The organism is Pseudomonas sp. (assembly GCF_002796985.1).
GTDB lineage: Bacteria > Pseudomonadota > Gammaproteobacteria > Pseudomonadales > Pseudomonadaceae > Pseudomonas.
Genome location: NZ_PEKX01000020.1, coordinates 69,137 through 82,087, shown reverse-complemented (window position 1 = coordinate 82,087; position 12,951 = coordinate 69,137). Strand labels below are relative to the sequence as shown.

Annotated in this window: 12 protein-coding genes; all 12 read right to left on the bottom strand. The window is 67.0% G+C overall.

Features of this window, described 5'->3' with window-relative positions; translation table 11 throughout:
• Positions 1-11 precede the first annotated feature (11 nt).
• The 12 genes from CTR55_RS22755 to CTR55_RS22700 all read right to left on the bottom strand — a co-directional run bounded on the left by CTR55_RS22755 (position 12) and on the right by CTR55_RS22700 (position 12,922).
• Positions 12-317, bottom strand: coding sequence for an urease subunit beta (locus CTR55_RS22755; RefSeq protein WP_296289600.1), 306 nt, complete (start codon positions 315-317; stop codon positions 12-14).
• Entirely contained in the window at positions 314-820 is a 507-nt protein-coding gene (locus CTR55_RS22750; RefSeq protein WP_296289598.1) for a GNAT family N-acetyltransferase, read from the bottom strand. The genes CTR55_RS22755 and CTR55_RS22750 overlap by 4 nt, the downstream gene beginning before the upstream one ends.
• A 59-nt stretch (positions 821-879) precedes the next feature.
• Positions 880-1,182 (bottom strand): urease subunit gamma, encoded by a 303-nt coding sequence (gene ureA, locus CTR55_RS22745; protein ID WP_296289596.1) that lies wholly within the window; start codon positions 1,180-1,182, stop codon positions 880-882.
• Position 1,183: 1 nt separating this feature from the next.
• The gene (locus CTR55_RS22740) at positions 1,184-2,017 is read right to left on the bottom strand and encodes an urease accessory protein UreD (protein WP_296289594.1); all 834 of its coding nucleotides are present in this window, start codon (positions 2,015-2,017) and stop codon (positions 1,184-1,186) included.
• Positions 2,018-2,411: 394 nt separating this feature from the next.
• The gene (locus tag CTR55_RS22735) at positions 2,412-2,864 is read right to left on the bottom strand and encodes a GNAT family N-acetyltransferase (protein WP_296289592.1); all 453 of its coding nucleotides are present in this window, start codon (positions 2,862-2,864) and stop codon (positions 2,412-2,414) included.
• A 181-nt stretch (positions 2,865-3,045) separates the two neighbouring features.
• Positions 3,046-3,744, bottom strand: a complete 699-nt coding sequence (gene urtE, locus CTR55_RS22730) for an urea ABC transporter ATP-binding subunit UrtE (RefSeq protein WP_296289591.1) — start codon at positions 3,742-3,744, stop codon at positions 3,046-3,048.
• A 163-nt stretch (positions 3,745-3,907) separates the two neighbouring features.
• Positions 3,908-4,762, bottom strand: a complete 855-nt coding sequence (gene urtD / locus CTR55_RS22725) for an urea ABC transporter ATP-binding protein UrtD (RefSeq protein WP_296289589.1) — start codon at positions 4,760-4,762, stop codon at positions 3,908-3,910.
• Positions 4,759-5,838: an urea ABC transporter permease subunit UrtC gene (gene urtC, locus CTR55_RS22720; protein WP_296289587.1), complete on the bottom strand. Its 1,080-nt coding sequence runs from the start codon at positions 5,836-5,838 to the stop codon at positions 4,759-4,761. The genes urtD and urtC overlap by 4 nt, the downstream gene beginning before the upstream one ends.
• A gap of 139 nt (positions 5,839-5,977) precedes the next feature.
• Positions 5,978-7,564, bottom strand: coding sequence for an urea ABC transporter permease subunit UrtB (urtB, locus tag CTR55_RS22715; RefSeq protein ID WP_296289585.1), 1,587 nt, complete (start codon positions 7,562-7,564; stop codon positions 5,978-5,980).
• A 173-nt stretch (positions 7,565-7,737) separates the two neighbouring features.
• Positions 7,738-9,006, bottom strand: coding sequence for an urea ABC transporter substrate-binding protein (gene urtA, locus CTR55_RS22710; RefSeq protein WP_296289583.1), 1,269 nt, complete (start codon positions 9,004-9,006; stop codon positions 7,738-7,740).
• Between the two features lie 237 nt (positions 9,007-9,243).
• On the bottom strand, positions 9,244-9,837 hold the full coding sequence (locus tag CTR55_RS22705; RefSeq protein WP_296289581.1) for a MarC family protein: 594 nt from the start codon (positions 9,835-9,837) through the stop codon (positions 9,244-9,246).
• A 289-nt stretch (positions 9,838-10,126) separates the two neighbouring features.
• On the bottom strand, positions 10,127-12,922 hold the full coding sequence (locus tag CTR55_RS22700) for a hybrid sensor histidine kinase/response regulator (RefSeq protein ID WP_296289579.1): 2,796 nt from the start codon (positions 12,920-12,922) through the stop codon (positions 10,127-10,129).
• Between the last annotated feature and the right edge of the window lie 29 nt (positions 12,923-12,951).

The following is a 12,951-nucleotide window of genomic DNA, read 5'->3' as shown; positions in this document are numbered from 1 at the left end:
CCTGCGGGCGCTCAGAGGCTGCCCATCACCCGCCCGGCAAATCCATACACCTTGCGCTCGCCGGCCAACTCCACCAGCTCCACCTCGCGGCTCTGCCCCGGCTCGAAGCGCACGGCGGTGCCCGCCGGGATGTTCAGGCGCATGCCGCGCGCCGCGTCGCGGTCGAACAGCAGCGCGTCGTTGGTCTCGTAGAAGTGGTAGTGCGAGCCGACCTGGATTGGCCGGTCGCCGCTGTTGGCCACCGTCAGGCCGTGCGTGCGGCGGCCGGCGTTGAGTTCGATCTCGCCGGGCTGGATGTCGTATTCGCCAGGGATCATGGGGAGCTCCGTGGGTCGAGGATCAGTTGCATGAAGGTCAGGTCGAGCCAGCGGCCGAACTTCTGGCCCACCTGCGGCAGCTGCCCGCTGGTGACGAAGCCCAGGCGCTCGTGCAGGCGAATCGACGCGGTGTTGCCGCTCTCAATGGCCGCGACCATCACGTGCAGGCCCTGGGCGCGGGCGCGCTCGATCAGTGCTTGCATCAGCAGCGGGCCGAGGCCTTTGCCGCGCTGGTCGGCACGCACGTAGACCGAGTGTTCGACCGTCTCGCGGAAGCCGTCGAAGGCGCGCCACGGGCCGTAGCTGGCGTAGCCCACCACTTCGCCGCCGTCTTCGGCCACCAGTACCGGGAAGCCTTGCTGCGCGCGCATTTCCAGCCAGGCGCGGCGGTTCTCCAGGTCGATGGCGACCTCGTTCCAGATGGCGGTGGTGTTGAGCACGGCGTCGTTGTAGATGTCGCGCAGACTGCCGAGGTCGGCTGGGCTGGCGTCGCGGATGAGCATGTCGGTTCCTTCTTTCGTAGGGCGCATAAAGCGGAACGCCTTATCCGCCGAATGGAGCATCAGGCGATGGGCTGGTGCACGGTGACCAGCTTGGTGCCGTCCGGGAAGGTGGCTTCCACCTGGATCTCCGGGATCATTTCCGGCACGCCTTCCATCACCTGTTCGCGGGTCAGCAGCGTGGTGCCGTAGTGCATCAGGTTGGCAACCGTCTGGCCATCCCGCGCGCCTTCGAGCAGCGCGGCGGAGATCAGCGCCACGGCCTCCGGGTAGTTGAGTTTCACCCCGCGGGCGAGGCGGCGCTCGGCGAGCAGGCCGGCGGTGAAGATCAGCAGCTTGTCTTTTTCGCGGGGCGTCAGGTCCATCTCAAGTGCTCCAGATTCGCGGCGGGACGGCCTCGCGGCCGAGCAGCGCGGGCCGCAGCCGGCGCCAGAGTTCGATGAGCCAGGCGCGGGCGTGCAGCGCCTCATGGGTGAGGCAGCGGGCGACCACCAGGCCGGGCAGTTGGGTGAGGTTGCCGCGCCCCTGGCAGGGGAGGGCGCGGCAGGCTTCGATCAGCTCCGCGTCAATCTGCCCGCTGGCGATCAGCGTCGCCATCACCGGGTGGCCGGCGAGGCCGATGGGCGAGTCGAGCAGGCGGTCGTTGCCCGTCACGCGCTGGCGCTCGTGCCACAGGCGCTGGCCTTCGCGGCGGATGTCCAGGGCGGCGGCGAAGTGGCCGTCGTCGAAGCGCTCGCCGCTGGCCGGGCGGCCGAGGGCGACGATGTCCCAGTAGAACAGCCGGGCATCCGCTTCGAGGTCGATGCGGGTCGTCAGCTCGGCCTGCGCGCCGGCGTAGACGATGGTTTCCTGCGGCAGCCATTCCAGCGTGGCGCCGGGGCCGACGCGGATGTCCAACTGCTGCTTCGCCGGACAGCCGGCGCGGTACCACTTGGCGGCGCCGGGGCTGGTGAGCTGCGCCCAGCTGTCCGGGCCGGCGTGGATATCAAGGTTCAGGGTGTCGCCACCGGCGATGCCGCCGGGCGGGTGCACGACGATGTGCTGGCAGACTTGCGGCCCCTCTGCGTACAGGTGCTTCTGCACCCGCAGCGGCCCGAGATGACGCCGGGTGACCGGCCGCGTGCTATCGCCGACGCGCGCGTAGGCCAGCTCCAGCTCGGCGTGCCAGGCGGGGTGGAAGAGGGTGGCCGGTGCGTTCATGGGCAGCTGCGAAACCAGGGATGCTCAGGACAGAGCAATCAGCGTGCCGGGATGCGCCAGGATAGTGCGTGGTGCCGGTCAGCCGTGCCGCAAGACAGATGTTGTGCGGGTTCAGCGAAGGGCAGGGCGATTGTCCAATCGGTCAGGTATGGGCGCGGTTGCGGTGCATTACCGCTGCGCACGCACTCAAACGGTGCGTAGGAGCGGACTCCGTCCGCGATTGATACGCCCCAGCGCGGGGCTGGGCCGATCGCGGATAAATCCGCTCCTACAGGATCAAGAGCCCCTCGCCCTGGCTGCGCGCCCCGCTCCTCAAGCGGGAGAGGGTTGGGGTGAGGGATGCTCTGGCACAAATATCCCAGGTGAGGGCAGTCGTTGCGGCGAGAGCCGAGCCTCAGCCCAGCTGCTTGCGCATGTACACACGGCGGAAACCGTTCTCCAGCCGGCGCGCGTATTCCTGGTAGCCATTCCTTGCGTACAGCTCGATGTTCTCCACCATGCGTTCGTTGGTGTAGAGGTACAGCGACGGGTAGCCCAGCTGCACGGCGGCTTCCTCGGCATGCACCAGCAACTCGCGGCCGATGCCTTGCCCTGCGCACTCGGGCAGCACGGCGATGTTGTCGAGCAGGAAGCCCTCGTCGGTCTCGCGCATCACCAGCAGGCCGACCGGCGCGCCGCCCTGCTCGGCAATCAGCACGCGGTCCTCGGCGATCACCGCGTGGTAGTCGTCGAGCATCGGTCCCGGCTTGCGGCCCAGCTTGGGAATCCACTGGGCATAGGCCGCCGCCACGCAGACCGCGGCGAATCCGGCGTCGTCGTTGACGGCGGGGCGCAGGGTGATCGGCATGGCAGGCTCCAGGAAAAACGAATACGGGGCCTGGCAGCTTGCCACTCGCCGCCGCCGTCCGCCAGTGACAGGTCGTCTCACGCTTGGGCCGTGGTTCGCGAGCAAGCTCGCTCCTACAGGGCTGACTCCGGTGCGCTCTTCGTAGGAGCGAGCTTGCTCGCGAACCCGCCGACAGGCGGCCTCAGATCGCCACCAAACCCCGTACGCCGTCGTTTTCCATGTCGGCGCCACGGCCCTGCTGGACGATCTCGCCGCGAGACATCACCAGGTACTGGTCGGCCAGTTCAGCGGCAAAGTCGTAGAACTGCTCCACCAGCAGGATCGCCATGTCGCCGCGCTCGGCGAGCTTGCGGATCACCGCGCCGATCTCCTTGATCACCGAAGGCTGGATGCCTTCGGTGGGCTCGTCGAGGATCAGCAGGCGTGGCCGGCTGGCCAGCGCGCGGCCGATGGCGAGCTGTTGCTGCTGCCCGCCGGAGAGGTCGCCACCGCGGCGCTGCTTCATCTCCCTGAGCACCGGGAAGAGCTCGTAGATGAACTCGGGCACGGCCTTGGCCTCGCTGGCCTTGAACCGCGACAGGCCCATCAGCAGGTTTTCCTCCACCGTCAGGCGCGCAAAGATTTCCCGCCCCTGGGGCACGTAGGCGATGCCGGCGTGCACGCGCTGGTGCGGCTTGAAACCGCTGATGGACTTGCCCTCCCAGCTGACCTTGCCGTCCTTGGCCGGCACCAGGCCCATCAGGCAGCGCAGCAGGGTGGTCTTGCCCACGCCGTTGCGCCCGAGCAGGCAGGTGACCTCGCCGATCTTCGCGTCGAACGACAGGCCACGCAGGATGTGGCTGCCGCCGTAGTACTGGTGCAGTTTGTCGACTTGCAGCATGGGCGTTTCCCTTGTGGAGAGTCTTGATGTTTCGTGTACGGCGGTGGTGCTCCGAGAGCTGTTGGGTATCGCTTCGCTCCACGCCAACCTACGTCGCACCTCCCGGCGAAATGCGTCCGCAGGATGGGTGGCGCGCAGCGATACCCCTGCTGCGGAGTGAGCGTCAGCGCCCCAGGTAAACCTCGATCACCTGCTCGTTCGCCTGCACTTCCTCCAGCGAACCCTCGGCCAGCACATGCCCCTGGTGCAGCACGCTGACGTGGTCGGCGATGCTGCCGACGAAGCCCATGTCGTGCTCCACCACCATCAGCGAATGCGGGCCGGCGAGGGATTTGAACAGCTCGGCGGTGAACTCGGTTTCGGCGTCGGTCATACCCGCCACCGGCTCGTCGAGCAGCAACAGGGGCGGCTCCTGCACCAGCAGCATGCCGATCTCCAGGAACTGCTTCTGCCCGTGGGACAACAGCCCGGCGGGGCGGTTGCGCGATTCGCGCAGGCGGATGGTGGTGAGCACTACCTCGATGCGGTCTTTCTGTTCGCCGGAGAGCTTCGCCCGAAGGCTGGCCCACACCGACTTGTCGGTCTTCTGCGCGAGCTCCAGGTTCTCGAACACCGACAGCGCCTCGAACACGGTGGGCTTCTGGAACTTGCGGCCGATGCCGGCCTGGGCGATCTCCACCTCGCTCATGCGGGTGAGGTCGAGGGTTTCGCCGAAGTAGGCCTTGCCGGTGTCCGGGCGGGTCTTGCCGGTGATCACGTCCATCAGCGTGGTCTTGCCCGCGCCGTTGGGGCCGATGATGCAGCGCAGCTCGCCGACGCCGATGTACAGCGTGAGGTCGCGCAGGGCGCGGAAGCCGTCGAAGCTGACGTTGATGTCTTCCAGGGTGAGGATGGTGCCGTGGCGCACGTCCAGCTGCCCGCTGGCGCTCGAACCGATGCCGATGGCATCGCGGCTGGCGCCAGGGTCGCGGTTGGGGTCGTAGGCCGGTTCCAGCATCAGGTGGGGGACCGCTCTCATTGTTCTTTCTCCCGCTTGATCAGGCCGAGGATGCCGCGCGGCAGGTACAGGGTGACGACGATGAACAGCGCGCCGAGGAAGAACAGCCAGTACTCGGGGAAGGCCACGGTGAACCAGCTCTTCGCGCCGTTCACCACGCCCGCGCCAAGCAGCGGGCCGATCAGCGTGCCGCGCCCGCCGAGGGCGACCCAGACGGCAGCCTCGATGGAGTTGGTCGGCGACATTTCGCTGGGATTGATGATGCCCACCAGCGGCACGAACAACGCGCCGGCGAGGCCGCAGAGCACCGCGCTCAGGGTCCAGACGAAGAGCTTGTAGCCGCGCGGGTCGTAGCCGCAGAACATCAGGCGGTTCTCCGCGTCGCGCAGGGCGGTGAGCACCCGGCCGAACTTGCTGCGCGCCAGGGCGAAGCCGATGGCCAGGCTTGCCGCCAGCAGCAGGACGATGGCGATGAACAACGCCGCGCGGGTGCCCGGCGCAGTGATCGGGAAGCCGAGGATGCTGCGGAAGTTGGTGAAGCCGTTGTTGCCGCCAAAACCTGTCTCGTTGCGGAAGAACAGCAGCATGCCGGCGAAGGTCAGTGCCTGGGTCATGATCGAGAAATACACGCCCTTGATCCGCGAGCGGAAGGCGAAGAAGCCGAACACCAGCGCCAGCAGGCCGGGCGCCAGCACCACCAGGCACAGCGCCCAGAGGAAGTGCTGGGTGCCGGCCCAGTACCAGGGCAGCTCGGTCCAGGAGAGGAAGGTCATGAACGCCGGCAACTGGTCGCCGGACGCCTCGCGCATCAGGTACATGCCCATGGCATAGCCGCCGAGGGCGAAGAACAGCCCGTGGCCCAGCGACAGCAGGCCGGCGTAGCCCCACACCAGGTCCAGCGCCAGGGCAACGATGGCGTAGCAGAGGATCTTGCCGGTGAGCGTCAGCCCGTAGGCGGACAGGTGCAGCGCGTGGCTCTCCGGCAGCAGGTGCAGCAGCGGCAGGATCAGCAATGCGATGAGTGCTGCGCCGACGAGGCCGGCGGTGAGTTTCGGGCCGGCCTTCTGCGCGGCCGTCACGGTGAGTGGCTGGTTCATCGGCGAGTTACCTGTAGGAGCGAGCTTGCTCGCGAACGGAGTTCCCGGCGGCGTCGGAGCTGAGCAGGTTCGCGAGCAAGGGCTGAGGCGCCCCCCTCGGTCCTACGAAAAGCGGTCGGATCGAAGCGGGGCGTTTTCATCAATCGATGACCCTCCCTTTCAGAGCGAAGAGCCCCTGCGGACGTTTCTGGATGAACAGGATGATCAGCGCAAGGATCAGGATCTTGCCCAGCACCGCGCCGATCTGCGGTTCGAGGATCTTGTTCGCCACGCCCAGGCCGAAGGCGGCGAACACGCTGCCGGCGAGCTGGCCGACCCCGCCGAGCACCACCACCAGGAAGGAGTCGATGATGTAGCTCTGGCCCAGGTCCGGGCCGACGTTGCCGACCTGCGACAGCGCCACCCCGCCGAGGCCGGCGATGCCCGAGCCGAGGCCGAAGGCGAGCATGTCCACGCGGCCGGTGGGCACGCCGCAGCAGGCAGCCATGTTGCGGTTCTGGGTAACGGCGCGGACGTTCAGGCCCAGCCGTGTACGGTTGAGCAGCAGCCAGGTGAGGGCCAGCACGAACAGCGCGAAGCCGATGATGACGATGCGGTTCCACGGCAGCACGAGGTTGGGCAGTACCTGGATGCCGCCGGACAGCCACGCCGGGTTGGCCACCTCGACGTTCTGCGCGCCGAACAGCACGCGCACCAGTTGGATCAGCACCAGGCTGATGCCCCAGGTGGCGAGCAGGGTTTCCAGCGGGCGGCCGTAGAGGTGGCGAATCACCGTGCGCTCCAGCGCCATGCCGATGCACGCGGTGACCAGGAAGGCCACCGGCAGCGCCAGCAGCGGGTATAGCTCCAGCAGGCCGGGAGCGAAGTGCTGGCAGAGCGACTGCACCCCATAGGTGGAGTAGGCGCCGAGCATCAGCATCTCGCCGTGGGCCATGTTGATCACCCCGAGCAGGCCGTAGGTGATCGCCAGCCCGAGGGCCGCCAGCAGCAGGATCGAACCGAGCGACAGGCCGCTGAAGGCCTGGCCGAACAGGTCGCCGATCAGCAGTCGGCGCTTCACCTGGCCGAGGCTGGTGGCGGCGGCGGTGCGTACCGAGTCGTCGGGCTCGACGGCGGGGTCGAGCAGGTTTTCCAGGCGGGTGCGCGCCTGCGGATCGCCGGATTCGCCCAGCAGGCGTACGGCTGACAGACGCACGGCGGGAGCCGGGTCGGCCAGTTGCAGATTGGCCAGGGCCAGCTGCAGGGCGGTTTTGACGCCGTCGTCGGATTCCTCGTTGAGGCGGTATTCGAGCAGCGTGCGCTGCGCCGGGCGGGCACTTTTCTGCAACTGGCGAGCGGCTTCCAGGCGCACTTCGGCGCTGTCGGCGACCAACTGGTGGCTGGCCATGGCGGTGTTCACCAGGCCGCGCAGACGGTTGTTCAGGCGCAGTTTTTCGGGCTCGCCGACCGACGCGGCGCCGCCGTCGGCAGGGTGGTATTGCCGGTCATCACCGAGGAGGAAGGCACGGCCCTGAGCATCGATGGCAAGACGGCCGGACTGGATGGCTTCCAGCAAGGGCAGGCGGTCGGCATCGGGCGCGGCGGCCCATTGTTCGAGCAGCTTGGCGCGGGCGTCGTTGTCGGCGCTGGCGAACTCCTGCGCGTAGCCGGCGAAGGCGAGCTGCGGCAGCAGCAGGGCCAGCGCGAGGGCGCAGAGGCGGAGCAGGGTGAGCAAGGCAGTGGGCATGGGTGTTTTCCCTGAGAGGCGGGTGTGGGCGGATGCCCCCTCTCCCCAGCCCTCCCCCTGAAGGGAGAGGGAGCTGTCCGTGCCGGCTGATGTCGTGGTTTCAACCTGCGCCATACGGTCCCCTCTCCCTTAAGGGAGAGGGTTAGGGAGAGGGGCTCTGGGCCCGCTCCGGATCAGTTACTGCGCACCGCGTAATCCGGCTTCTTGTCGTTGCCCGGAATGAACGGGCTCCACGGCTGGGCGCGGATCGGCTCGGCGGTCTTCCAGACCACGTTGAACTGCCCGTTGTCCTCGATCTCGCCGATCATCACCGGCTTGTGCAGGTGGTGGTTGCTCTTGTCCATGGTCAGGGTGAAGCCCGACGGCGCCTTGAAGGTCTGCCCGCCCATGGCCTCGCGGACCTTGTCGACGTCGGTGCTGCCGGCCTTCTGCACGGCCTGCGCCCACATGTGGAGGCCGACGTAGGTGGCCTCCATCGGGTCGTTGGTCACGGCGGTGCTGTAGTTGGGCAGGTTCTTGGCCTTGGCGTAGGCCTTCCAGTCAGCGACGAACTTGCTGTTCTCCGGGTTCTTCACCGACTCGAAGTAGTTCCACGCGGCGAGGTTGCCCACCAGCGGCTTGGTGTCGATGCCGCGCAGTTCCTCCTCGCCCACGGAGAAGGCCACCACCGGCACTTCGGTGGCTTCCAGGCCCTGGTTGGCCAGCTCCTTGTAGAAGGGCACGTTGGAGTCGCCGTTGACGGTGGAGATCACCGCGGTCTTGCCGCCAGCGGAGAACTTCTTGATGTCGGCGACGATGGTCTGGTAATCGCTGTGGCCGAACGGCGTGTAGACCTCCTCAATGTCCTTGTCGGCCACACCCTTGCTGTGCAGGAAGGCGCGCAGGATCTTGTTGGTGGTGCGCGGGTAGACGTAGTCGGTGCCCAGCAGGAAGAAGCGCTTGGCGGCGCCGCCGTCTTCGCTCATCAGGTATTCCACCGCCGGGATGGCCTGCTGGTTCGGCGCGGCGCCGGTGTAGAAGACGTTGGGCGACATTTCCTCGCCCTCGTACTGCACCGGGTAGAACAGCAGGCCATTGAGCTCCTCGAACACCGGCAGCACGGATTTGCGCGACACGCTGGTCCAGCAGCCGAAGACCACCGCGACCTTGTCCTGGGTCAGCAGCTGGCGCGCCTTCTCGGCGAACAGCGGCCAGTTGGAGGCCGGGTCGACCACCACCGCTTCGAGCTGCTTGCCATTCACCCCGCCCTTGGCGTTGATCTCGTCGATGGTCATCAGCGCCATGTCCTTGAGCGATGTCTCGGAGATCGCCATGGTGCCGGACAGCGAATGCAGGATGCCGACCTTGATGGTCTCGGCGGCCTGGGAGCTGAACGGGAACAGACCGGTGAGCAGCAGGGCGCTCATGGCCAGTGTACTTTTCAACAGCGGACGACGTTTCATCGCGGCAGCCTCCTTGGCTATCCAGGGGCGGGGAGTTGCCGGTGTCGGCAGCTTCCCCGAAATGGGGGCGACCCATGAACGGGTCGAAGCTGCCATCGCAGCATCCGTGCCAAGCAGGCAAAAGCCTTGGTGCAGATGGGCTGCACGCGATTTTCTGTCGTAATGGTGAGGTTTTTCAGTGCGCAGCTTTGGTGCGCCGAACGCCCTTTGGTGCGCGGCGCTCCCCAAAGGGGCGCGTCACTGCGGGAGGAAGTAGCCGCGCACGCCGGTCATGATGATCTGCGCGGCAAGGGCGCAGACGAACAGGCCCATGAGCCGGCTGACGATCTGCAGGCCCTGATCGCCGAGGATCTTTTCGATCTTGTCGGAGAGGTAAAGCGTGACGCCCACCGTCAGGCAGGCGAGGAAGATCGCCGCCAGGGCCAGCAACTTGTGCTCCCAGTCCTGGTTCACGCCCATCACCAGCAGCGCACCGATGGTGCCGGGGCCGACGGTGATGGGGATGGTCAGCGGGACGATGGTGACGTCCTGCTGCACGTTGTCCGCCTGCACTGCCGAGCGCCCCTGCGCCATGCTCAGTGCGGAGATGAACAATACGCTGCCGGCACCGATGCGGAAGGCGTCGGCGGTGATGCCGAACAGGGTGAAGATGTAGCGCCCGAACAGGTACAGCAGCACGCTGGCGATCAGCGCCGCCAGGGCTACGCGCCAGGCCATGCGCTTGCGGTCGCGGGGCGCAAAGCCACGGTTGAGACTGATGAAACAGGACAAGACGAAGAAGGGGCTGTAGAGCACCAGCATCTTCAGGTACACGCTGAACATCACTTGCATGGGAACGACTCGTCCGGATTGAGAGGGCGCGGCTGGGCAAAGCATAGCGGGTGGGGCCGCGGGCGGCACTAAGGCGCGGCAACGCGAGTTTGTTCTATCAGGTTAGGTAGGAGCGGATTCATCCGCGATCGGTTTCCGGCTGCTCCGAGCGCGGGGGTTGAACATCGCGGACAGAGTCCGCTCCTGCGCTCAGTGGTGCATTACATCTGTAGGAGCGAGCTTGCTCGCGAACGATCCCCGCTGCGGAGTCTGGTTCGCGAGCAAGCTCGCTCCTACGAAGAGCAGAAAATCAGGAAGGCAGCGCATCGCTCTGCTGGCGCAGGCGGCGATCCCGCTCGCCGACCCAGTAGGCCACCAGCTCGCGCAGTTGCGACAGCTCCACCGGCTTGGCCATGTGGCCGTCCATGCCGACCAGCCGCGCGCGCTCCTTGTGCTCGCTGAGGATGTGCGCGGTGAGCGCCACCACCGGGGTGTGCGGGCGGTGTTCACTGGCTTCCCAGGCGCGCAGGCGCTCGGTGGCGGAGAAGCCGTCGAGCACCGGCATCTCGCAATCCATCAACACCAGGTCGTACTGGGTGGCCTTCATTGCGGCGAGCGCCTCCTCGCCGTTGCTGGCGGTATCGGGCTGCAGATTGAGCTTGCTCAGCATGCCGCGGATGACCTTGGTGGAGATGCTGTTGTCCTCGGCGACGAGGATGCGGAAGTCGCTGGGCGGCACGTTGGACACCGGCTCGCTGGCCGCCGACAGGTAGTTGCTGACGCCGCTCGGGCCACGTCGCGACAGCTCCTCGGCGAGGGTCGCCTTGAGCGTATAGCCGGCCACCGGCTTGGCGAGGATGCGCTTGATCCCGGCGTTGCGCGCGATGATCTTGCTCGGCGCGTTGCTGATGCCGGTCAGCATGATCAGCAGGATGTCGTGGTTGAGGTTCGGGTCTTCCTGGATCTTGGTGGCCAGCTGCATGCCGGTCATGCCGGGCATGTCCTGGTCCAGCAGGACCACGTCGAAGTACTCGCGCAGGTGCGCCTTGGTGCGCAGCTGTGCCAGTGCTTCCTTGCCCGAGGACACCGCGCTGACGTTCATGCCCCAGGCGCTGCATTGCTGCACCACCACCTTGCGGCAGGTCTGGTTGTCGTCCACCACCAGCAGGCGCGCACCCTGCAGCGGGCTGTCGAGGTCGGCGCCGGCCTGGTCGACCTGCTGCGGGTCGAGCGGCAGGCTGAGCCACAACAGGTTGCCCGAATCGCTGCCGCTGTCGCCGCTTTCAATTCCGAACTCGCCGGACATCAGGCGGACCAGCTGGCGCGCAATGATCAGGCCGAGGCGGCTGCTGATGCGGGTGGCGGAGAGGAAATCGCGGCTGTGCAGTTCGGCAGTGAGCAGGGCCTGGCGGTCGGTGCTGTCCAGCGGGCGGCCGCTGTCCTGCACGGCGATGCGCAGGCGCGGGCTATCGGGCGGGCCATCGAGGGCGACAACGAGGAGGATTTCACCCTCGTCGGTCTGCTTGAAGGCGTTGTCCAGCAGGCTTAGCACGGCCTGGCGCAGGCGCGTCGGGTCGCCGCTGATGATCCGTGGTACCTGTGGCTGGGTGAAGCTGATCAGCTCGACCTTCTGTTGCTCGGCCTTGGCGCGGAAGATCGCCAGGCAGTCTTCGATCAGTGCGCCGAGGTCGAACTGCACCTCGTCCAGCTCGATCTGCCCGGACTCCAGCTTGGAGATGTCGAGGATCTCGTTGATCAGCGAGAGCAGTTCGTTGCCCGCGCTGTGGATGGTCTGTACGTAGTCGCGCTGCTTGGCCGAGAGCGGGGTGCCGAGCAGCAGCTCGGTCATGCCCAGCACACCGTTCATGGGGGTGCGGATCTCGTGGCTGATCTTCGCCAGGAAGTCGCCCTTGGCTTTCAGCTCGGCGACGTTGGCGGCGCGCTGGCGGCTGGCGGCGAAGTGGTCGTTCTGGATTTTCCGCTGGCGCTCGGCCAGGGCCAGGCTGAGCAGGAAGCCGACCACCGCGGAGAGGCCCAGCAGGCCACTGCCCAGCCATTCCGCACGGGTAACCACGTAGCCCAGCAGCGACGGCAGGCACAGGCACCAGATCAGCACGAAGAGGCCCATGCCGACGGCGAACAGGCGTGCCGGCTGGTAAGCGTGGACCCAGTAGTAGACCGCCACGCCGAGCATGCCCAGGGTCACCAGGGTGACCAGCGCGTACACCAGGCTGCTGACGCTCACGGCGAACAGCAGGTTGAGCGCGATGCCCAGCACTACCAGCGCGGCGGTGCCGCCCAGCAGCAGGCGCTTGAGCGGCAGGCGCGGGGTGAGATTGCCGAAGAAACTGGCGGTATAGCCCAGCCCGCAGAGCAGTGTCAGCACCAGGCAGGCCTGCGCGGCCATTGGCTGTAGCGACTGGCTGCTGCCGTACCAGGGGCTGAGCAGGCCGAACAGGTTCAGGCAGGCCAGCAGCAAACTGGCATGCACGCCGGCCAGCCACAGGCCGCTGGCCACGCGGGTATAGGCGAAACGCACGAGGTTGTAGAGCAGCAGCATGGCCAGGCAGCCGATCAGCACGCCGAAGTGCAGCGGGCGCTGGTCGTTGCTTGGCTGGCCAGCCGCCTCGATGGTGATGTTCGGCCGCAGCGGCTGCGCCGAGGCGAGGCGCAGGTAAAGGTCCAGCGGCTCGGTGGCGGTGCGCAACGGGATCACCAGGTCGCTGCTGAGCAGAGGCCGCTGCACCGGGGCGAGGTTGCCGGCGCTCTTCTGCTCGAGCACCTTCTGCCCGTCGAGGATGAACATCTCGAGGCTGTCCAGGCTCGGCGCGAACAGGCGCAACTGCTGGGGCTCGTCGTTGGCGGGCAGGCGGTAGTGCAGCCAGGTCGCGCCGGGGCCGGCGGGGGCGTGCAGGTCGCTGATCTCGAGGGGGCTGAAGAGGGTGCGGTAGCGCGGGGAAATCACGTCCTGCAGTTGCAGGCGGGCATCAGTGTCGTGCAGCTGGGACCAGCCGGCATCCTGGCTTGCCGCATAGATCGGAAGACAGACCAGAGCGGCCAGCAGCAAGCTGACGAGGAGTCCTGTGGCAGTCCAGAGCCGACGCACGGCGAAGTCCCTTCGGTAGTGAGTGGGCG

Excerpts from the sequence above, each read along its gene's own strand:
- urtB (WP_296289585.1), bottom strand. The coding sequence starts at position 7,564 with ATGCCCACTGCCTTGCTCACCCTGCTCCGCCTCTGCGCCCTCGCGCTG.
- CTR55_RS22755 (WP_296289600.1), bottom strand. The coding sequence starts at position 317 with ATGATCCCTGGCGAATACGACATCCAGCCCGGCGAGATCGAACTCAAC.
- CTR55_RS22750 (WP_296289598.1), bottom strand. The coding sequence starts at position 820 with ATGCTCATCCGCGACGCCAGCCCAGCCGACCTCGGCAGTCTGCGCGAC.
- urtD (WP_296289589.1), bottom strand. The coding sequence starts at position 4,762 with ATGAGAGCGGTCCCCCACCTGATGCTGGAACCGGCCTACGACCCCAAC.
- CTR55_RS22705 (WP_296289581.1), bottom strand. The coding sequence starts at position 9,837 with ATGCAAGTGATGTTCAGCGTGTACCTGAAGATGCTGGTGCTCTACAGC.
- urtC (WP_296289587.1), bottom strand. The coding sequence starts at position 5,838 with ATGAACCAGCCACTCACCGTGACGGCCGCGCAGAAGGCCGGCCCGAAA.
- CTR55_RS22735 (WP_296289592.1), bottom strand. The coding sequence starts at position 2,864 with ATGCCGATCACCCTGCGCCCCGCCGTCAACGACGACGCCGGATTCGCC.
- urtE (WP_296289591.1), bottom strand. The coding sequence starts at position 3,744 with ATGCTGCAAGTCGACAAACTGCACCAGTACTACGGCGGCAGCCACATC.
- urtA (WP_296289583.1), bottom strand. The coding sequence starts at position 9,006 with ATGAAACGTCGTCCGCTGTTGAAAAGTACACTGGCCATGAGCGCCCTG.
- CTR55_RS22740 (WP_296289594.1), bottom strand. The coding sequence starts at position 2,017 with ATGAACGCACCGGCCACCCTCTTCCACCCCGCCTGGCACGCCGAGCTG.
- ureA (WP_296289596.1), bottom strand. The coding sequence starts at position 1,182 with ATGGACCTGACGCCCCGCGAAAAAGACAAGCTGCTGATCTTCACCGCC.